The sequence below is a fragment of the Alcanivorax sp. genome (assembly GCF_002726155.1).
Classification (GTDB): domain Bacteria; phylum Pseudomonadota; class Gammaproteobacteria; order Pseudomonadales; family Alcanivoracaceae; genus Alcanivorax.
Genome location: NZ_PBSH01000039.1, coordinates 46,837 through 66,016, shown reverse-complemented (window position 1 = coordinate 66,016; position 19,180 = coordinate 46,837). Strand labels below are relative to the sequence as shown.

Annotated in this window: 19 protein-coding genes; 4 read left to right on the top strand and 15 right to left on the bottom strand. The window is 58.6% G+C overall.

Going from position 1 to position 19,180, the window contains the following annotated elements; translation table 11 throughout:
* Window positions 1–142: 142 nt before the first annotated feature.
* The gene (locus CL546_RS12090) at window positions 143–379 is read right to left on the bottom strand and encodes a hypothetical protein (protein ID WP_290495306.1); all 237 of its coding nucleotides are present in this window, start codon (window positions 377–379) and stop codon (window positions 143–145) included.
* 194 nt (window positions 380–573) lie between these two features.
* Here CL546_RS12090 and CL546_RS12085 point away from each other — a divergent pair, with 194 nt between their 5' ends.
* Entirely contained in the window at window positions 574–1,725 is a 1,152-nt protein-coding gene (locus CL546_RS12085) for an alpha/beta fold hydrolase (RefSeq protein ID WP_290495304.1), read from the top strand.
* A gap of 311 nt (window positions 1,726–2,036) precedes the next feature.
* On the opposite strand, the gene CL546_RS12080 is transcribed toward CL546_RS12085, so the two are convergent.
* The 6 genes from CL546_RS12080 to CL546_RS12055 all read right to left on the bottom strand — a co-directional run bounded on the left by CL546_RS12080 (window position 2,037) and on the right by CL546_RS12055 (window position 7,534).
* The gene (locus tag CL546_RS12080; RefSeq protein WP_290495302.1) at window positions 2,037–2,627 is read right to left on the bottom strand and encodes a GNAT family N-acetyltransferase; all 591 of its coding nucleotides are present in this window, start codon (window positions 2,625–2,627) and stop codon (window positions 2,037–2,039) included.
* Between the two features lie 235 nt (window positions 2,628–2,862).
* On the bottom strand, window positions 2,863–3,606 hold the full coding sequence (locus CL546_RS12075; RefSeq protein ID WP_290495300.1) for a sulfite exporter TauE/SafE family protein: 744 nt from the start codon (window positions 3,604–3,606) through the stop codon (window positions 2,863–2,865).
* Window positions 3,607–3,614: 8 nt separating this feature from the next.
* Window positions 3,615–4,409, bottom strand: a complete 795-nt coding sequence (locus CL546_RS12070) for an SDR family NAD(P)-dependent oxidoreductase (RefSeq protein ID WP_290495298.1) — start codon at window positions 4,407–4,409, stop codon at window positions 3,615–3,617.
* Complete coding sequence (locus CL546_RS12065) at window positions 4,406–5,344, bottom strand: SDR family oxidoreductase (RefSeq protein ID WP_290495297.1); 939 nt, start codon at window positions 5,342–5,344, stop codon at window positions 4,406–4,408. The genes CL546_RS12070 and CL546_RS12065 overlap by 4 nt, the downstream gene beginning before the upstream one ends.
* A complete protein-coding gene (locus CL546_RS12060) occupies window positions 5,326–6,231 on the bottom strand; it encodes a bile acid:sodium symporter family protein (RefSeq protein ID WP_290495296.1) in 906 nt (301 codons plus the stop codon). The genes CL546_RS12065 and CL546_RS12060 overlap by 19 nt, the downstream gene beginning before the upstream one ends.
* A 1-nt stretch (window position 6,232) precedes the next feature.
* A complete protein-coding gene (locus CL546_RS12055; protein ID WP_290495295.1) occupies window positions 6,233–7,534 on the bottom strand; it encodes a flavin-containing monooxygenase in 1,302 nt (433 codons plus the stop codon).
* A 161-nt stretch (window positions 7,535–7,695) separates the two neighbouring features.
* On the opposite strand from CL546_RS12055, the gene CL546_RS12050 reads away from it, so the two are divergent.
* Window positions 7,696–8,661 (top strand): AraC family transcriptional regulator, encoded by a 966-nt coding sequence (locus CL546_RS12050; protein WP_290495293.1) that lies wholly within the window; start codon window positions 7,696–7,698, stop codon window positions 8,659–8,661.
* Here the strand turns inward: CL546_RS12050 and CL546_RS12045 are convergent.
* The 5 genes from CL546_RS12045 to CL546_RS12025 all read right to left on the bottom strand — a co-directional run bounded on the left by CL546_RS12045 (window position 8,658) and on the right by CL546_RS12025 (window position 12,747).
* On the bottom strand, window positions 8,658–9,929 hold the full coding sequence (locus tag CL546_RS12045) for an O-acetylhomoserine aminocarboxypropyltransferase/cysteine synthase family protein (RefSeq protein ID WP_290495562.1): 1,272 nt from the start codon (window positions 9,927–9,929) through the stop codon (window positions 8,658–8,660). The genes CL546_RS12050 and CL546_RS12045 overlap by 4 nt on opposite strands.
* A gap of 83 nt (window positions 9,930–10,012) precedes the next feature.
* On the bottom strand, window positions 10,013–10,879 hold the full coding sequence (locus CL546_RS12040; protein WP_290495291.1) for a crotonase/enoyl-CoA hydratase family protein: 867 nt from the start codon (window positions 10,877–10,879) through the stop codon (window positions 10,013–10,015).
* A 2-nt stretch (window positions 10,880–10,881) separates the two neighbouring features.
* Window positions 10,882–11,676 (bottom strand): helix-turn-helix domain-containing protein, encoded by a 795-nt coding sequence (locus tag CL546_RS12035; RefSeq protein ID WP_290495289.1) that lies wholly within the window; start codon window positions 11,674–11,676, stop codon window positions 10,882–10,884.
* 53 nt (window positions 11,677–11,729) lie between these two features.
* The gene (locus CL546_RS12030) at window positions 11,730–12,221 is read right to left on the bottom strand and encodes an Mpo1 family 2-hydroxy fatty acid dioxygenase (protein ID WP_290495287.1); all 492 of its coding nucleotides are present in this window, start codon (window positions 12,219–12,221) and stop codon (window positions 11,730–11,732) included.
* A gap of 118 nt (window positions 12,222–12,339) precedes the next feature.
* Entirely contained in the window at window positions 12,340–12,747 is a 408-nt protein-coding gene (locus CL546_RS12025) for a CBS domain-containing protein (protein WP_290495285.1), read from the bottom strand.
* A gap of 215 nt (window positions 12,748–12,962) precedes the next feature.
* Between CL546_RS12025 and CL546_RS12020 the strand changes: the two genes are divergently transcribed.
* Window positions 12,963–15,698, top strand: a complete 2,736-nt coding sequence (locus CL546_RS12020) for an ATP-binding protein (protein WP_290495283.1) — start codon at window positions 12,963–12,965, stop codon at window positions 15,696–15,698.
* Window positions 15,691–16,494, top strand: a complete 804-nt coding sequence (locus CL546_RS12015) for a mechanosensitive ion channel family protein (protein ID WP_290495281.1) — start codon at window positions 15,691–15,693, stop codon at window positions 16,492–16,494. Before CL546_RS12020 ends, CL546_RS12015 begins: the two co-directional genes overlap by 8 nt.
* 12 nt (window positions 16,495–16,506) lie before the next feature.
* Here the strand turns inward: CL546_RS12015 and CL546_RS12010 are convergent, their stop codons facing one another.
* From CL546_RS12010 to CL546_RS12000, 3 genes are all read right to left on the bottom strand, one after another.
* On the bottom strand, window positions 16,507–16,821 hold the full coding sequence (locus tag CL546_RS12010; RefSeq protein ID WP_290495279.1) for a hypothetical protein: 315 nt from the start codon (window positions 16,819–16,821) through the stop codon (window positions 16,507–16,509).
* 19 nt (window positions 16,822–16,840) lie between these two features.
* Complete coding sequence (locus tag CL546_RS12005; protein ID WP_290495277.1) at window positions 16,841–18,049, bottom strand: NnrS family protein; 1,209 nt, start codon at window positions 18,047–18,049, stop codon at window positions 16,841–16,843.
* Window positions 18,050–18,162: 113 nt separating this feature from the next.
* A complete protein-coding gene (locus CL546_RS12000; RefSeq protein WP_290495275.1) occupies window positions 18,163–19,068 on the bottom strand; it encodes a metal-dependent hydrolase in 906 nt (301 codons plus the stop codon).
* Window positions 19,069–19,180: the final 112 nt, after the last annotated feature.

Below are 19,180 nucleotides of genomic sequence, written 5' to 3'. Positions count from 1 at the left end.
TCCCTGTAAGCAGGTATTTGCCCGCCGCTCAGCCTCCCGAAAAGACTGCCCCCTCTTAAACGACAAAACCCCGGCCACAGGGCCGGGGTTTTGATTATCGCATCACCCGCCTTGGGGGCGGTGAGCTCACTGCATAAAAGGCTTACTGCTCGGCAGCGTCTTTCATGTCTTCGGCAGAGTCTTTGGCATTGTCATAGGCGTTATCCATATCTTCGCCCATTTCTTCCATCGGCCCTTTGCTATCCGGGGTGATGCTTTCTACTGCCTTGTCTACCTTCTCGCCAGCGTCCTCAACCGGACCGTCGTTGGCATCACAGGCTGCCAGCAGGGCAGAAGAGGCGAAAATGGCGGCCAATGCCGCTTTACCGAAAGTACGCATAGAATCACTCCTTGAATTAACTGATTCGGACAGTGAGCACTCTAAGCATGTTCCTGGCACTTAGCCAAGCGGATTCGCACATTTAGCGGCCATTTTACGAAGAGTTACAGATGGGCACGCGCCGATTGGCATAACGTTTTTTCCTTTCTCAGCGCCCTCAGCCGGGTAAGATGCCCCCATAACAAGGAGAAAACATGAAACAACTCGGCCGCAATGCGGGAAGGAATGTCGGGGGACTGGCGCAACTGGTCACCCGTTTCGGCAATGAAATTACGCAGGTGGTTCAGGATATTCACGGCACCATCGCCAACCCGTTTAGCCTGCGCGGACACGATTACACTCCTGCCCCCATGGTCTACAACCTGATCCGCTACGGCTTTCGCCAGGCGGGCAATCTGGCCGGCATGGCTGACTTGCTCGCCGACCCGCACCAGGAGTTGCGCGATAGCCTGGACCTGCAAAGCATCATCAACGGTATTTTCGGCCAGCTGTTGGTCGAGCAGAACAATCGTTATGCCTTGCCCATGACGCTACTGCCAAAAGCGCCACCGTCGGCGGGTGCTGACACCCTGGTGATTTTCCTGCACGGGCTGTGCATGAACGACGCCTGCTGGAACAACCCCGCTGCCGACGGCTTCAGCCAGTGGGTCCGCCAGCATCTCAGCGCAGACATCCGCTATCTGCGCTACAACACCGGCCTGCACATTTCCGATAATGGCCGCAAGCTCGCCGGGTTGCTGGCCCATACCGCCTTGCCGGAACGCGTCATTCTGGTTGGTCATTCCATGGGCGGGCTGGTGGCGCGCAGCGCCTTGCATCAAGGACGCCAGCGCGGTGACAGCTGGGTGGACAAAATCAGCCACCTGGTGTGCCTGGGCTCCCCCCATCAGGGCGCTCTGCTGGAACGATTCGGCAACGAAGCCAACCGATTACTGGGTCGCACGCCCTACTCACGCCCGCTGATGCGGCTGGGCAACCTGCGTTCCGATGGCATTCGCGACCTGCGTTTTGGCTATGTACTGGAAGACCAGTGGCGGGACCGCCCGCTGGACGACCCCCGCCCCACCAGCAAGGTGCCACTGGACCCACAGGTACAGCAGCTATTCATCGCCGGCAGCGTCAGTGAACCCGGCCATGCCCAGCCCCGTGGCGACTGGCTGGTAACGGTGAACAGTGCTCTGGCGGAGCAGCTTTATCCGCAAGCGGACCACCTGACCCGGGAACTGTTTTACCAGATGGGCCACATGACCATGATCGAGGAAACCCGCACTTACGCCCGGGTACAGCGTTGGTTGGACGAATCTACGCCCATCAAAAAACAATCAACGACTCAGTTGAGTGGCTGAAGGGGCGAGCCGAGTAAAGCAGCGTGGGCGGTTTCAGTTTTTGCCGGCGCTACTCTTTTTCTGCCGCGCCCCTTCCTCAACGAGCCACGACGGTCAGCTCAGCCAGCGACCAGCACGGCGACACCCAATGCAAATAGCGCCAACGGCAAGATGATGATGCCATTGCGGATAGCGCGTTCACGCCAGAGCGTCCAACGATAGTAACGGTGCATATGAGTTCCCCAATCCCCCAAATAAACAGGGAGTATAGGGATATCAAAACAATATCAAATCGCCCAAATGGGGTATATGCAACAACGCGTCGCCTCTGCCTACAACGAGTGCAGCCAGAACTGCATTGCTTTGCGGCTGGGGGCACTGTCACCCACATCGGTCCAGTCAAAATGAGCCACGAGCTGATTCTGCGGAAAGTAGTCCCGACTGCGCCAGAAGCCATCCAGCGGCTGGTAATCCGCCGGGCACGCAGGATGACCAGGCTCCCGCGCTACCGCACAAAAGGCGGTATGCCGAAATCCGAAATCCGCCGCGTATTGCTCGCGCAGATCAAAAAACCGGTGGCCGACGCCCTCGCCCCGGTAGGGCTTGAGCAGCACCGACTCACCAAAATAGAACACCGAATCCAGCTCCGCGCCCAGCTGCCGGAAAGGCGCCTGAAACTCCTCGTCCGCTTCACGTAATGGCAGGGCTGTTGCCGCCCCCACCAGCCGGTTGTACTCCAACGCCAACACAAACACGCTGCGATCCGACTGGGCATAGCGGTCCAGATAACGCCGTTCGTAGTCCAGATTCCCGTCATAGAGATAGGGAAAGTCCCGAAACACCGCAATGCGTAATTCCGCCAACGCATCCAGCCAGGGTTCGACGGCAATACCGGTAACCGGACGAATTTCCACTGTGGACATGGCGCCTCCTGAATGCCTGCGAACAAGGAATCACATGAATACCATGGCAGGAGCTTGGTGGCGATGAGGAGGTGAGTTGAAAGTGTAAAGTTCAAAGTTGAAACGCGAAGATGGCTCCGCACTAACCGGATAATATTTTTCTCCGCGCTTTACCCTAAGAGTGAACGCGGGCACCGCCTTCGCAAATAAGAGCCACCGCCCCGCGCTTTTAAACTTTGAACTTTCAACTCTTCATTCACCCCGGCCAGGCCAAAATCAGCCCGGTACACCAAAGCACCATAAACACGGCCTGACGAAAACGCTCTTCATTCACCCGGTGATGCAGCCACTCACCCAGCAGTATCGCCGCGATAACCACCGGCACCAGCAAGCCGATGCGCGGTGCCGCCGGCAACAAGGTTCCATCCAGCAGGAACACCAGCGTCAGCAAGCTGTTCAGCGACAGCCAGACCAGAATCAGAGTGGCACGAAACGCTTTTTTTTCCAGCGACAGGCCACTCAAGGCATACACCAGCAACGGCCCACCGGAGGCAAACAGGCCATGGGTGATCCCTGCCAGAAACATCCAGCAGCGCGACCACCAGGCTCCATGGGGCGCTACCTTGATGCCCTTCCACATACGCCACAGCTCACGGCTACTGAACCACACCACCAGCAGCCCGAACCCGTTTTTCAGCAGCTGATCGCCCATCCACGGACGCAAGCCATAACCGGTCAGCGTCCCCAGCACCATCAATGGCAGGATGAGCCGCCACAGCGTCGGCCAATGAATATGCTGGCGGTGACGCCAGCTCAAGGTGGCACTCATGACAATATTAAGCGGCACCAATACCGGCAGGATTTCCGGGATCGGTAACAGCAAGGCGCCCAGAGAAAGGGCGATCACGATACTGCCAAAGCCGGTCATGGCTTCGGTGGTAAAGGCAAAAAATATGAACAGCGCCAGCAACAGCCAGGGCAAGGTCATCAGGTCCGTCACGGGGACTCCTACTGGTTCAGTTCGCTGGCAAATTTACGCTGCATCATGCGTTGATACAGATCCGGCAACAGTCGCCAGAGCAAGCTGGCAAACCAGGTGAAGCGATCCGGGAATAAACGTTTCTTTTTCTTTGCGTAGGCTTCGAACACCAATTCAGCCATCCATTCCGGGCTGCGCATATCGCCCACCATGGAGCGTTTATGGCTGGCCGGGCGTCCATCATGCCCCAGGGCGTTGGTTTCAATGGGGGTATCCAGAAAACTGGGGTACGCCATCAGAATATGCACGCCATCGCGGGCCACTTCGCCCCGCAATACTTCAAAAAACTGGCTCAAGGCACTTTTCGCACTGCAGTAACCGGCGCGCCCAAGCACCGGCATCCAGCCCGCCATGGAACCAATATTGATAATCCCGCCACGGCTTTTTTTCAGCAGCGGCAAAAAACCAACCGCCAGCTCCACTGGCGCTTGCCAGTCCACGGCCATGACTTTGCGAAAGACGGCCATGCGGGTTTTTTCCGCCAATGAGCGGTGCGTAATGCCAGCGTTATTGATCAGGACATCCAGCGATAGCTCGTTATCCCGCACCCAATGCACCAGTGCTTGCACGGCGTCGCCATCCGTAACATCCAGATCCCGGAAGGTGACACGGGCAGGATCTTCGCCAGCCAACGTATCCGCGCGCGATGCCAGCAACGCAGCATTCATGTCGACCAGTATCACCCTGTGCCCCAGCGCAAACGCCTGTCGAGACAAGGCCCACCCCAGCCCGGAAGCCGCGCCAGTAATCAATACGGTTTTCATAACTGCCCTCGCTGCCGCGCGGCGGCCATGAAAAAGCGGAAGACCTGCTCGGAGGTCTTGCGGGGAATATAGCCGAATTCCTCTTTCAGCCGGCGGTTGCTGAGTACCGGACGATAGCGCAGGAAGTTTACTTGCGCAGGCACATACTGAGTCAGCCGCAATCGATTCCCGATCCATAACCCACTGCGAATCAGCCAGGCCGGCACATGAATCACCGGCTTACCCAGCAAATCGCCCAGCGCATCAATGGACAGGGCACCGTCACCGGCCAGGTTGAAGCAACCGCTACGATCCTGGTTGACCCCCTGCTCGATGATACCCACCACATCCTGATCCCAGATAAAGACAAAGGGAGAAGGCGAGCCAGCCACGGCCAACAGTCGATCGCCCTCGAACAGACGGGTAATCAGGTTACGCGTTTCCGCACCCAGCACCGTGCCGGGGCGTAACACCAGCTGCTTAAGGGCTGGATATTTTGTCCGGTAATCGGCCAGCAATTCTTCTACTTGACGCTTGTGGTCCGAATAGGGAAATTCCGGGTTGCCCCGCAACGCATCCTGTTCATCCAGCCAGGCCGGATTGTCGGCGTAGTAGCCATAGGCGGCACCTGAGCTGGTCACCACCAGCTGTTCGACACCGCTGGCCACACAGGCATCCAGTACATTGCGCGTGCCATTCACATCGATATCGAAATCACGCGCACGGTCACCGGAATCTTCCAGCACCGCAGCTAGATGCACCACCTGATGAATACCGTGCTCTTTCATCATTTGGCCAATCTTCGGATCACGAATATCCATTTGGTAAAACGGAAAATCCGCACTGTCGTCCTTGCGGATATCCATGCCCACCACGTAATGATGCTGCTGCAGCTGCCGGGCCAGCTGGCTGCCAATATAGCCAGCGGCGCCGGTGATCAGAATGCGTCGCGACATGCATCCTCCTGCGCCGGGGTCCGTGACCACCACCAGGCCAATAACAAGCCGCTGATCAGATGCCAAACGCCCCAGAATGCAGCGATCAAAATCATTTCACTGGCGTCCGGAAAAAAGGTAAACAGGATGGCCAACCCGAGGCCCGAATTCTGAATCCCTACCTCCATGGTGATGGCACGCCGATCTCCCCGGGGGAGCCCGGTAATCATGCCGGCCATGGCCCCCAACCCCAGCGCCAGAAAGTTCTGCAGCACCACCAGCCCGACAATACGGTTCGCCGTGGCCAGGAACACATCCATGTTATTGCCAAACGCAATGCCCACGAACAGCAACAACACCAGCAAGGTGACATAGCGCATGGGCTTCTGGGCTTTTTCCGCAAACACCGGAAACGCCTTGCCCACCAACATACCCACCAACAACGGCAGCCCCAACACTAACGCCACCAGAATCAGGATATTCATGCTGTCCATCTGGATGTCGGTGAGGATGGGACGGGTAATCGGGTTCAGCCAGCCATAAAGGGAAAAATTGAACGGCGTCATGACAATCGCCACCACGCTGGACACCGCCGTCATGCTGACCGACACCGCCACGTTCGCCCGCCCCAGCCAGGTCATGATGTTGGAGAACGAACCGCCGGGACACGACGCCACCAGTATCATGCCCAGCGCCAGTTCCGGATCGACTTCGAAATACCAGGTGGTGACACAGGTGGCCGCCGGCAACAGCACAAACTGGGCAAGCAATCCGACGATGGGGGCATCCGGGCGTTTCAGCACACGTCGAAAATCATCACCGGTGAGCGACAGGGACACACCGAACATCATGAACGCCAGGATGACGTTCAGGATCAGCAGATTCTCACTTCCGAAATGTATTTCCATCTCACACCTCCGCCTTCAAGTTTTTCAGTTCGGCAATGTGAGTGTTGACCGCCTTGCGGTAGCAGTCCTTGTTGACGTAATACGCCATACGCGCCAACTTCAGATAGGCGTAACCACCATCCAGATTTTTTTCCGCTTCCTGACGTACTGTTTCTTCCAGGGCTTTCGCAGCGGCTGCCCCCTGCTGGCTGGCACGAATATACAAGGCCACCATTTCCGCCTGTTCGTTACGCCCTTCCCAACCCAGTCCGGCAGCTTCCACCATCCCCATCATGAACAGATTACGATGCATCGGATTAAATACGTTCAGGTAAAGTTGCGGGGCGTCACTGTTGTTCCAGTTCAGCTCGGCCGGGTCGATGAAAGGGTAGTCCAGCTTGTAACCGGTGCCCATGAGGATCAGGTCATACTCCCGTGATTGGCCATCGGCAAAGGTCACAGTCTTGCCTGAAACGGCAGAAATATCCCCGCGCGGGGCAATGTCGCCGTGGCCAATGTGATGCAGTACCAGCGAGTTGATCACCGGGTGGGACTCATACAGCTTGTAATCCGGGTCCGGCAAACCGTAGTCGCTGGGCTTGCCGATGATCATGCGGATCAGGCGATCATCCACCTTTTGTTTGAGCGCACGGGGCAACTTGATTTTGCCGCCAATGGAATCGGTGGCCTTGCCGCCAATAAACTTGGGCAGGAAGTAATACCCCCGGCGCACGGACATATCCACACTGGCCGCCCGGTGCACCGCATCCACGGCAATATCACAGGCCGAATTACCACAGCCCACCACCAACACCCGCTTGCCATCAAAGCAGGACGGGTGGCGGTACTCACAGGAATGCATCAATTCGCCATCAAAGCGGCCCGGCAGGTTGGGCAGATTCGGCGTATGCAGTGTGCCATTGGCAATCAGCACCCCGGAAAAGCGTCGGCACTGTTCCTGCCCATTTGCCTCGGTGGTCACCAGCCACTCATCGCCATCACGCGCCACCTTTACTACTCGGGTGGAGAACTCGTAGTGCTCATAGAGTCCAAAATGCGCAGCGTATTGCTGGAAGTAACGCTTCATTTCGCGGTGATGGGGGTAGGTAGCAACGTCATCCGCCATGGGAAACTCTTTGAATTCGGTCATCCCCTTGGAGGAAATCAGATGCGCCGATTCATACATGGTGCTGTGCGGGTTATCGATATCCCACAGGCCACCCACATCGGTATTCAAGTCAAAACCGGCAAAAGGAATACCGTATTTCTTCAGGTTTCTGGCCGTGGCCAGGCCCATGGGCCCCGCCCCTATCACTGCGTACATAGCTATCCCGTTTTATTGTGTCTTTTTATTCGGTCACCGGTGCCCGGCAAGCGAAGCGGAGCACAGAGTTTGGTATGCTTGCTACTCTAGGATCGGCCAGCAATAGACACACGGCTATTTCAGGACTTTGTCACGGTTAATTCGGGACCTCACTTACACCCATGTCGCATACCCCCACCGTCACGGTACGCTTTACCCAGGCCATCAGTCAGGCCGCAGAGCAGTTGGGATTTTCCCTGCCTGCGCCCCTGAAGAACGCCTTTGCCGAGCAGGAGCGGGTAAGCCTGGAGTTGCAGGGTGAAATCTGGGAAACCTTTTGCCAGCAGGCAGACGATCCGCTGATCGGCATCCAGTTCGGCCAAGCCATACAAGTAGGCCATCTGGACACCGTGGGCATGGTGCTGATGAGTTGCGACACCGTGGCCGAAGCGCTGGACTCGCTGATGGATTATTACCCCATCGTGGGAGAAGGTGGCGCGTTCGAATACGCCGTGGCGAGTGATGTATGCGAAATTCGTTACCAGCCGCAGTACACCACCCGCCAGTCCGAACGGGTGGAAGCCGCGCTGGCGTCGCTGCTGCAGCTCACCCGCTGGTCCACCGGTGAACAGGTCCACGCCGACAGCATTACCTTTGCCCACCCGGCACTGGATACCCCGGCGCGCTATGAGGCGCTAATGGGCGTCCCTGTGGCGTTTTCCGCCCCCCATAACGCCCTGCGTATTCCCGCTTCCGCGCTATCGCTGCCACTGATTTATGCCAACCCGGCCCTGTGCCAGCACTTGCGCACCCTCGCCGACCAGCTGCTGGAGGAACTGGGGAGTCAGTCGTTGAGCGTGAGCGTGCGCGACCTGCTGCGTCAGAATCCCCGATGGGGCAAGGAAAAAGTGGCCGAACAACTGGCCATGAGCGGCCGCCACCTGATCCGCAAACTCAGCGAAGAAGGCACCAGCTTCAAACTGCTGCGCGATTCACTGCTGCAGGGCATGGCCGAACAGGCATTGAAGGAAGGATTAAAGCTTTTCGATATCGCCGACAAACTGGGCTTTTCCGATGAAAGCGCCTTTGCCAAAGCGTTCAAACGCTGGACCGGCATGACGCCGGCCCAGTTTCGAGCACAGGGCTAAACCGCCGCCAGCGCCTGTTCGATATCAGCCAGGATATCGTCCACATGCTCGATACCGATGGACAAACGCACCAGATCCGCACTGACCCCGGCCTTGCTCAGCTCTTCATCATTCAACTGCCGGTGCGTGGTCGTGGCCGGGTGACACGCCAGCGATTTGGCATCGCCAATGTTCACCAACCGTTTGATTAGCAGCAACGCATCAATAAAACGCGCTCCCGCCTCACGGCCACCGTCCACACCAAAACTGAGAATGGACGAAGGCACACCGCCATCCATGTATTGCTGTGCCAACGCATAATCCTTGTCGGTTTCCAACCCGGCAAAATTGACCCAACTGACCTTGGCATGGTCACGCAGGTACGCAGCCACTTTCATGGCATTCTCGCAATGGCGCTCCATACGCAGGCTCAAGGTTTCAATACCCTGCATGATCAGGAACGCATTCATCGGCGACAACGCGGCGCCCATATTGCGCAAGGGGACAACCCGGGCACGACCGATAAATGCTGCTTCACCCATGGCCTCCACGTACACCACCCCATGGTAGCTGGGGTCCGGCTCGTTGAACTGCGGAAAACGCGGGTTATCTTTCCAGGGGAATTTGCCGGAATCCACGATGGCCCCAGCAATGGTCGTGCCGTGGCCGCCCATGTACTTGGTCAGCGAGTGCACCACAATATCGGCACCGTGTTCGAAGGGACGACACAATGCGGGGGTTGCCACCGTATTATCTACCACCAGCGGCACGCCTGCGTCATGGGCAACCTTGGCCAGCGCGGCCATGTCCACCACATTACCCGCCGGGTTACCGATGGATTCGCAGAACACCATTTTTGTTTTTTCATCAATGGCATCGGCAATCGCCTGGGGATTACGGCCGTCGGCCATACGCACCTCGATGCCCTGATTCGGCAAGGTATGCGCGAACAGGTTATAGGTACCGCCATAAAGCTGACTGGTGGAAACAATATTGTCCCCGGCCTTCGCCAATGTCTGAATCGTCGCAGTGATCGCCGCCATACCTGACGCCATGGCCAACGCCCCAATGCCGCCTTCCAATTGCGCAACACGCTCTTCCAGCACCCCATTGGTCGGGTTCATGATGCGGCTGTAAATATTCCCTGGCACTTTCAGATCGAACAGATCCGCCCCATGCTGGGTATCGTCAAAGTAGTAGCTGGTGGTCTGGTACATGGGCACAGCCACCGCATGGGTCTGCGGATCACCGGCAAAACCGCCATGAATGGCTATGGTTTCTCTTTTCATCATTCCCTGCCTCATATCACATTGTCGCCTGGCGACACACACGCAAAAAGGCCGCCAAACGGCGGCCTGAAAAATCGGTCGCTCTATTTAATCGGGGGTTCGTTCCAGAAATCAAACTGTTTGGGCACATCCGCCAGTGAGGTCTCAAAACGCGGATCGCGTTTTTCCAGGAAAGCGGTGAAACCATCCTTGCCGTCCCAGAACTCGTTGGACCAGTAAATCATTTTCGATTCGACCACATGGGCTTCCGCCGGATGGGAGAAATTGGGGTTGCGCCACAACATCTGCTTGGCCAGCGCCACCGCCACCGGGGAGCTTTTGGCGATCAGTTTGCGGGCGATGCAGCGGGCCACATCCAACACTTCACCCTTGTCATGCACACTGTGGAACAGGCCGGCCTTCTCGCCTTCTTCGGCCATGAAAATGTCGCCACTGATCACCCACTCCAGCGCCTTCTGTATACCCACCACGCGGGGCAGGAACCAGGAGGAGCAGGCTTCCGGGGTAATGCCCCGCTGGGTAAAGACGAAGCCGATCTTGCTGTTGGCCGCCACCAGACGAATATCCATGGGCAGGGTCATGGTAATCCCCACACCCACCGCCGCGCCATTGATGGCCGCAATCACCGGTTTGCGACAGTTATAAATCGCCAACGACAATTCACCACCGGAATCGCGAATGGTTTCCAGCGGCGGGTCCATACCTTCCGCATCGTCATAACCGAACAGGTGCCCACCACCTTCAGGCTGCATTTCCATTCCGGCACAAAACACCTTGCCCGCACCGGTCACAATCACTGCGCGGATGTCGTCATTGCTGTCCGCTTCTGCCAGGGCATGCACCACTTCATCTTTCATACGCAGGGTAAAGGCATTCAGGCGGTCGGGACGGTTAAGGGTGATGGTCAGAATCTGCTCGGCCAGATCGGTTTTAATATCCTGATAATCCATGATCACTCCACAGGGGTTGTGCGGTTTTCAGCAGGTATCGACAGAGGCACGACCTGCACCGTTTGACCCCGAGCATACCCCGACGGCAAGGCATCGAACATGGCACGAAGTGTCCGGTTGAGATGAGGCTGATCGTAAAAGCCGGCCAGCACCGCCAGATCGGTAAAGTTCATCCCGCTCTGCCAGAGCGACAGGGCGCGCTGGCATTTTAGATGCAGCAGATAACGCTTCAGCGTTACCCCCATCTGTTCCCGGAAAAGGTGGCGAAAGCGGGATTCGGACAGCCCGACCTGCTGCGCCAGGCGAGTCATGGTGGGCGCCGGCTCCGGCGCATCACGCAGCCAGGCACAGCTGGCGGCAATGCGCGCATCCAGCGGCGGCGGGGACGCCAGCCGCCGCAGTTGCTGCACAAACGTCACCACCCCGGTTTCGGGGTGAGCCGTCCGCGATAAATCACGCAAGGTATCGCTGAGCCACTGCTGGTGCGCCGCCGATAACGGCTGCTGCAGGGCCAGGGATCGCCAGGCCGGCTCGTCCGGGTCGAGATGCAGGATCGCCACCGGGCCATCGCTGTGCAGGCTTTGCTGGCACTCCGGGGGCACCAGGACGGCCCGGGCACAAAGAACCCGGCCTTCACGGGTGACCCGGATATCCTTTTCCAACCCGACCAGTAACGACGCCGCCACATGCTGGTGGGGCTGGTTGTGCAGCGAGGAAAGCGCCATCAGCCAACCGCCCCGCCAGAGAAACAGCGGGGTCAGCAGACGGGGATCGGAAGCCGGCGACGATTGGGACATGCCGGAAATAGTGCCCGCCCGGGGCCGGGCAGGCAACGCTCATTAGCGCCTGATCAATTCACCACACCGGAGCGGCGCAGCCCCAGCTTGTGGGCCAGCTCAATGCTGACGAACATGGGGCCGACCAACAGGAACACCAGATCATCCACAAACGACGGCTTCTTTCCCTCTACCTTGTGGCCCCACACCTGTACGGCCCAGGCCAGCAACCACAAGGCCGCCGCACTCCAGCCCAACGACAGGGCACTGCGATCCACGGCCACCACGGCGGCAAGGGACAGGGCCAGCCAAACGCCCATCAGTACCGTCATGCCCGCGGACATGCGCAGATAGAATGGCATGCAGATCGCCGCCAGCAAGGTGCCGCCGTTGACCCAGTACGCCAGGCTGCCTTCCAGGCCCAGCCAGTGCCCCAGCGGTATCAGCCAGAACAGCCCCAGGGTGGACACAAAAATGGCCGGCACACAGAGGATGTGTACCCATTGATTGACCGGATTGCGGTGGCTATCGCCATAGTCCGCCAGAAAAGTATTGAGATCACGCATGGACAGCTCTCCCGAGTTGTTGTTTTGAGCTGTCACAGAGCTTACCGGCAGCCCCTAACCGGGAATTGTACGCAACGGTCATCGCGCTACTGGCAGGAGAAGCGGGCGCAACCCCCAGTCAGTCGCAGCCCCGACGGCTGTCCTTCAGCGCACGCAGCACCTGCTCGCGGGTCAACAGCCCCGTCAGTTTCCCTTGGCCATCCACCACCGGGTAAATCTTGGGTTTTTCCGTGACCATTAGCTCCGCCACGTTCACCGCAGAATCATCCTCTTTCACCGTCAGCGGCTGATCATGCATGAAGTCTTCCACCACCAGCGCCCCTTCACAGTGATAACTGGAAATCAGCAGCTTGCGCAGGCAATCCTGTTCGGAGACAAACCCCACCACCTTGTTCTGGCTGTCCACCACCGGCAGCCCGGTGAATTTGTGCTGCAACAGCGCGTCCACCACTTCGGTCAGCTCGGTGCCGGTCTTGATTGCCATGGGGTGCTTGGCCATCAAGGCTCGCACAGTCATCTCTTGCATGTCGCTCTCCTTCTGCCGGTCCGATCCATGCCGGAACAGTCCAGATTCATGTCTTTGACTATAGCACCCCCTGCAGAACCTCTGCCTGCGGTTCTTGCCCATCCCTGCGATCAATTCCTGCAATCGCTATACAACGCAGGCATCGCCTTCCTACAATGGCTTCCGAGACAACAAGAAGCCTGACCGCAGGCCCACATGGAGCAGAGGAACAGCGAATGGTATCGCCCCGCGTCTGGCTGGTTTTCGGGCTATTGGCCCTGTTGGTGATTTCCCCGCTGCACGCGGCCGAAAATGCGGCCTGCGATGCGGCAGAGCTGACCCTCGCCCAACTGAAACAACAGCGCCAACTGCTGCGTACCGATCGTGACACCCTGCAATCCATCCTGGATGGCGACATTCCCGCCCCACACCAGCTCAATACCCTGCTGGGCCGCCCCCTGAACCAAAGGCCACTGCTGCCCCTGGCCACTCCGCAGCCGCTTTCAGTGGTCGACAGCAAATGCCCGGCCACCCAGAATGATATCGATACGCTGACCCAGCAGATCAACACCCTGGAAAACACGCGCCACACATTGCGGCAGGGGTTTTTCGCACTCAATTACCCCCAGCGCCAGGCCTTTATGAACCTGGCAACGCACCATACCCAGCTGCAGGCCCTGTCCGAGAGTCCGGAGACGGACCCATCCATCAGCCAGGCCAGCCAGATCCTGCAACAGCACATCCAGCAAGTGTGGACGGTGCTGGGCAAGCTGCAGAGCGCCCCTGAAGAGGCACTGCAAACCCTGGATACGCTGTGGCTGCAGTTACCCACATTGCGCCCCCCCACCGGCACCAGCTCCTCGGCGTGGCGCAGCTTGCTCAAGACCCGACTGGACATTCAGAAAGACGTACGCGCGCTCCGCGCCGAACTGTGGCAGAGCCGCCCGCTACTGGACCAGATCAACAACCTGGGCGGACTGAGTCAGGCTCCGCTGCTGTTACAGCACGAAAGCCACCGCATTGGTCTGCGCGTGCTCGATATTCTCTCGTTGATGCGTTACGACCTGAATGGCCCCATCCGCAACGGCGGCTTCATGCCAGTGGTACAAAACATCCTGGCGCTGATTCTCGGGGGTGTGGGTTTCTGGTTGCTTATTCACCTGGCCCAGCGCACCCGCCGCTGGGCGCTGTCCCTGCATGATCGGGTGGTTCAGCTCAGCGGTGAGCGCCGCTGGCTGCTCAACGCCAGCCGCCTGATCAGCGGGCTGGCACCGATTCTGCCGTGGATTCTGATCTGGCTGGTACTCGGGCGGCTGGACCCGCTGCTGGACACCCCGTCCAGCAAGATCCTGTTGTGGCTGCTGCCACTCGCGCAACTGTATGTAATCTACGGCCTGCTCTGCCTGATCGGCGAATGGCTGGTAATGCGCGTTGCGCAGAGCGCCAATGCTTACCTGGGCGGTGGACAGACCCAGCAGGTAACACACCACGCCCGAAACCTGGCGCGCTGGATGATTGTCCCCTGGGTGCCGGTCATTGTGGTCTGGGAAAGCCTGGGCCCATCCCTTATGTATTACCTGTTTCTCGGGGTACTGCTGGTGGCCATTTACTGGGGGCTCGGGCGCTTGCTGGCGCTGCGCCACCAGGACTATCAGGTGTGCCTGCAGACCTTGATGCCCTCGCGGGTAGACCCGCTCATCGCCCGTCTACTCAGCCCCAGCCTGTTCTGGCTGTTCGCGCCCTTGCTGCTACCGGTCGCATTGATCAGCTTTCTGGTCGGCTTTGTGGACCGGGTGCTGGCGGACTTCGACTGGTACATGCGGCTCAAGGCCCGCTGGTTCCGGTTCCGTGCCACGGTGGCCACCGACGAAGACGAGACCGATGACGCAGAACAACCGGCGGCACAGTCCTACGAGCGCTGGTTTGCCTCCGCCCTGCCGGACGATGCGAACAAAACCCCGTTTATCGATACCGGGCTGGTGGCGGCCATGGAGAAAAGCATCCAGCGCTGGCACGAAGACAAAACCGATGAAAATGCGTTGGTGGTAGCGGGTGAAAAAGGCTGTGGCAAAAGTGTGTCGTTGGGCAAGCTCAACACGGTGCTGGAAAAAAGCTGTGAATCGTTAACAACCCTGCACCTGAAAGTCCCCCCGAAAACCTGCACACCGGAAGCCATCCATCAATTGATTGGCGACGCCCTGGGGTCGGACCTGGTCAACGACGGCCCCGCCGCCCTGGTCAAGGAAGACGAACAACGACCACCCACGCTGGTGGTACTGGATGAAGCGCAGAACTTTTTCCTGGCACAGTTGGGCGGCCTGGAAGGCTGGCGTACGGTGCTTAACCTGGTCAATGCCCGGCTGGACAATGTGTTTTGGTTACTGCTGATCAACAACCAGAGCTGGGCCTATCTATGCAATGTCTTCGGCCGCGAATACCAGTTCCGCAATGTGGTCCGGGTGAAACGCTGGGGGCAAACCGATATTCGCTCGCTGATCCTCAGCCGCAACCACCTGAGCGGCTTCAAGTTACGCTACGACGAAGTGCTGCTGTCCTCGCGCGGGCCAGAAGCAGGCAATTTGCGCAACGCGGAACAACGTTATTTCAGCCTGCTGTGGGACGCCAGCCGCGGCAACCCCATGGTGGCCTTACGGTTGTTCCTGACCTCGGTGAAAGTGAAGGGCCGGCAGGTCACCGTTGGGCTGCCCAACCCGCCTTCCGCCAGCCTGCTCGACGGCATGGGCGACAACTCCCTGTTTGTGTACGCGGCCATTGCCACCCACGAGAATCTGACCAGCCACGAAATCAGCGCGGTCACCCATTTGTCGGAAAACATCGTGCGTTACGCATTGAAAGGCGGCTTCGATGCCGGCTTTCTGCACAAGGATGAAAACAGCCGCTACCGCCTGGTCCCCTTGTGGTACCAGCAGGTGATCAGTTACCTGACACGGAAGAACCTGCTCAATGAATGATGGAAATATCGTCAACGACCTGACTGTCGTGGTGGAACTGTTCAATGTCTACGCATTGATGCTGCTGTTTATCGGCGGCCTGGTGCTATGGGCGCTGAACTGGGGTATCAGCAAGGCGAGCCAGAAAATCACCGAGAAAATGCCCACCCGGCGCTTCCTGATTCTGCAGATCACCACCCTGATCGGGTTTGTGCTCTACACCGTGGGTGCCATTGCGCTGGTGATCGGGGTGCTGCAACCGCCCAAGGAATTCATGCTCGCCGCCGGGGGCTCCATTGCGGTGGCACTGGGCTTTGCCCTGAAAGACATCGCCGCCTCGCTGGTAGCCGGGCTACTTCTGCTGTTCGACCGCCCGTTCCGGGTGGGCGACCGGGTCAGCTTTGATAACGTTTACGGGGAAATTGTCTCCATTGGTCTGCGCACCGTGCGCCTGCAAACCCTGGACGACAACCTGGTCACCATTCCCAATTCACGTTTTATCACCGACGTGGTGGCCTCCGGTAACGCCGGCGAACTGGACATGATGGTGGTCACCGATTTCCACGTGGCGCTGGATGCCAACATCGAGCAGGCCCAGGCCATCGTGGAGGAAATCATCGTCACCAGCCGTTACGCCTACCTGAAAAAACCGGTCACCTTTGCCATTGAAGAAATCGAGGTGGGCTACCGGTTGGCCATTCGGCTGCGGGCCAAGGCCTATGTGCTGGATGTGCATTACGAGAAAGCATTTCAGAGCGATATCGTCGTGCGCGTTTCCAAGCGCTTTAGCGAAATGCAGGTGGCCCGGCCCGCATAAACAGTCGGGCCGTTATTCCGCGTTCTTTTTGCCATCATCGCTGGCAGGCTTGTCAGCCTCGCCGGACAACACCTCTTCCAGCTCATCACGGGGCATATAATCCAGATCCCAGTGGCTGGTGTAGGTTTCTTTCAAACGCCGTCGCCCCCGGTGCAACGGTTCCGGGTCTTCATCACTGCCATGGGCGGCGTGGTGTTCACCCAGCGCTGGCCCCGGTGCGATCTCACTCTTCTCTTCGGCCAGCCCGGTTTCCTGCTCAGGCTTGTGTTGCTTGCGCCCCGGGGTCAGCCATCGTTTCAGCCAGTGCATACCATCCTCTGCGGCCATTGCTGTTCTGCCCACCCTATCATCCCGGCTTGCCATCCACCCGTGGGCGGGTCAGCACTGGCCCGTAGAGCAGTAAAAAACCGGCAAAAGCCAGGCTCCACAAACCGGCGGACAGCCACACACCGGATAACCAGGGCAGCCAGCCCAACGCCGCCAGCACCCGCAAACCGCCCGCCGTCAGCACCAGGGCATACAGCAGGATCCCGCCGGGCGGCAGCGCCATGGCACGGCCGGTATGCCCCACCGCCACACGGGTCATCACCCCCATAATGGTAGTGCCCATGGCCCCGGCCCCAAGGGCATGCAGCCAGCTGGTCGGCGCCACCCAGTGCCACTGGGCCAGCGCCAGCAACACAAACCCCAGCACCACCCACACATGCCCCAGGTGCAAGATCCACAGCAACGGTTCATCGCGAATCTGCCAGGACGACCAACCCGCCAAGCGCAGCAGCGCCATAGCCGCAGCAACGAATGCCAGCACCGCCAATACCGCTCCCTGCATATTGAGCGCCACCAGCACCGCCACCGCCAGCGCCGCTCCCAGGCCCACCGGTGTCATCCAGGGGATAGTACGCACCCGGGTACTGTCCCGCCCGCGGGCTTGCAGCCAGTTACGCGTAAACGCCGGAGTAATGCGTCCACCGATAATCAATATCAGCACCGCCGCCAACACCACCAGCGCATGCAAATACCGAGGCGACGCGGACAGATGAAACAACAGATCCAGCCCCCAGCAGGCCGCCAGCACCATCATCAGAATCAGTTGCCGATACTGACGGGCATGCCAGATGCGAATCCCGGCCAGCCAGGCCAGTAACGGCAAGAAGGCCAGATCGATCACTGTCGCCAAGAGTGGCCAGGCTCCCCCGAACATCATCGCCAACCGACCGGCCAGCCACAGCAACCACACGGCTAATAGCGGTCCGCCGGCCACCGGGCGCGCCCCGGTCCAGTTGCAGACCGCGGTGAGAAGAAAGCCGGCAATGGCCGCATTGAGAAACCCCGCCAGCATTTCGTGCTGATGCCAGTGCAGGGGCGCCAACGCCAGGTGACTCATGCCGCCCTGAGTCAGCACAAACAGCCATAGCGGCACCAATAGCGCAGCAACCAGGGCCGCGGATAGAAAAAACAGGCGAAACGGAAACGCGAGCACCGGCGCCTGTAATCCGCGCGCGACCTGTCGCGTTTCAGTACTGGAGGAATGAGAAGGGGAATCTGGCGGTGTCATCAGGCGCTCCCTGCCGAAACAGACACCTTCGAATATACCCGGTTGCAGGGGAACTTGATGGTAAGAACGCGGTAAAAACTGACCGAGGTCACGCCCCGGTCAGTCAGGCAGAGTCAGGACAGCAACTCAGGGCGCTTCATCAGCCGCGACAGTTTTTCCAGACCCTGCTGGCGCAGGTGGGCACTGTCGCGCTTGGAAGGGTGAAAATCACGCTTGTAATAGGCCAGGTAGGATTTACCCAGCTTGCGCAGCCAACCGGGCTTGCCCACCAACCAGTTGAGCCCCTGACGCACAGATTTCCAGTCAGTGGGATCATCCATTTCGGCGCGCAACTGGTTGTAATGCAGGATGGTAAAACCAATAAACTCCACCGTGGTAAAGGCCATCTCCGAGGTACGCACCCAATAGCTGTCCACCTGGTCACGGTACACATCAAAGGCCACGGATTTGTGTTCGCTTTCTTCCACCGCATGCCACAACCACAGCGGCACCATGCGCTCGTCCATGCCTTCGATAAATTCCGGATGTTCCAGAATCATTTCCGCCAGCATGGCGGTGAAATGCTCCAGCGCGCAGGTCTTGGCCAGCTGCCGCTCCGGCGACAACCACTTGGCCATGAATTTCAGACCGTCTTTCACATAAGCATCCACCTTGCCGGTGGGCACACCCTTGGATTCCATAAAGGCATTGAAGGCATCGTGCTCATTGCCGTGATGCGCTTCCTGGCCGATAAACCCTTTCACCTGCTCACGCAGCAGAGGGTCAGTAAGGTTTTTCTGGAAATGGCGCACGGAACGAACGAAGAAGCGCTCACCTTCCGGAAACGTGCAGGACAGGGCCGTCAAGAGCATGGTTTTGAACTGGTCATTGTCGAACCAGTAACGGGGCATGGACGGATCAAATTCAAAATCCATCTTGCGGGGCTGAATGTCACTTTTATTCACTTTTTTCGGCGGCTGACGCTTGGCCGCTTGATCGCGTTGCCCTGTAGTTATAGTAGTGGCTGCATTGGCATTCATGGCGGTGTCCTCGTTGCTCATGGACACAGTATTTGCCAGTCACAACTGGCACACTAGTGCAAGTTGTGCCATTTTGCTGGCGCAACCTGCCCATGCCCGGCTCAATGGGATG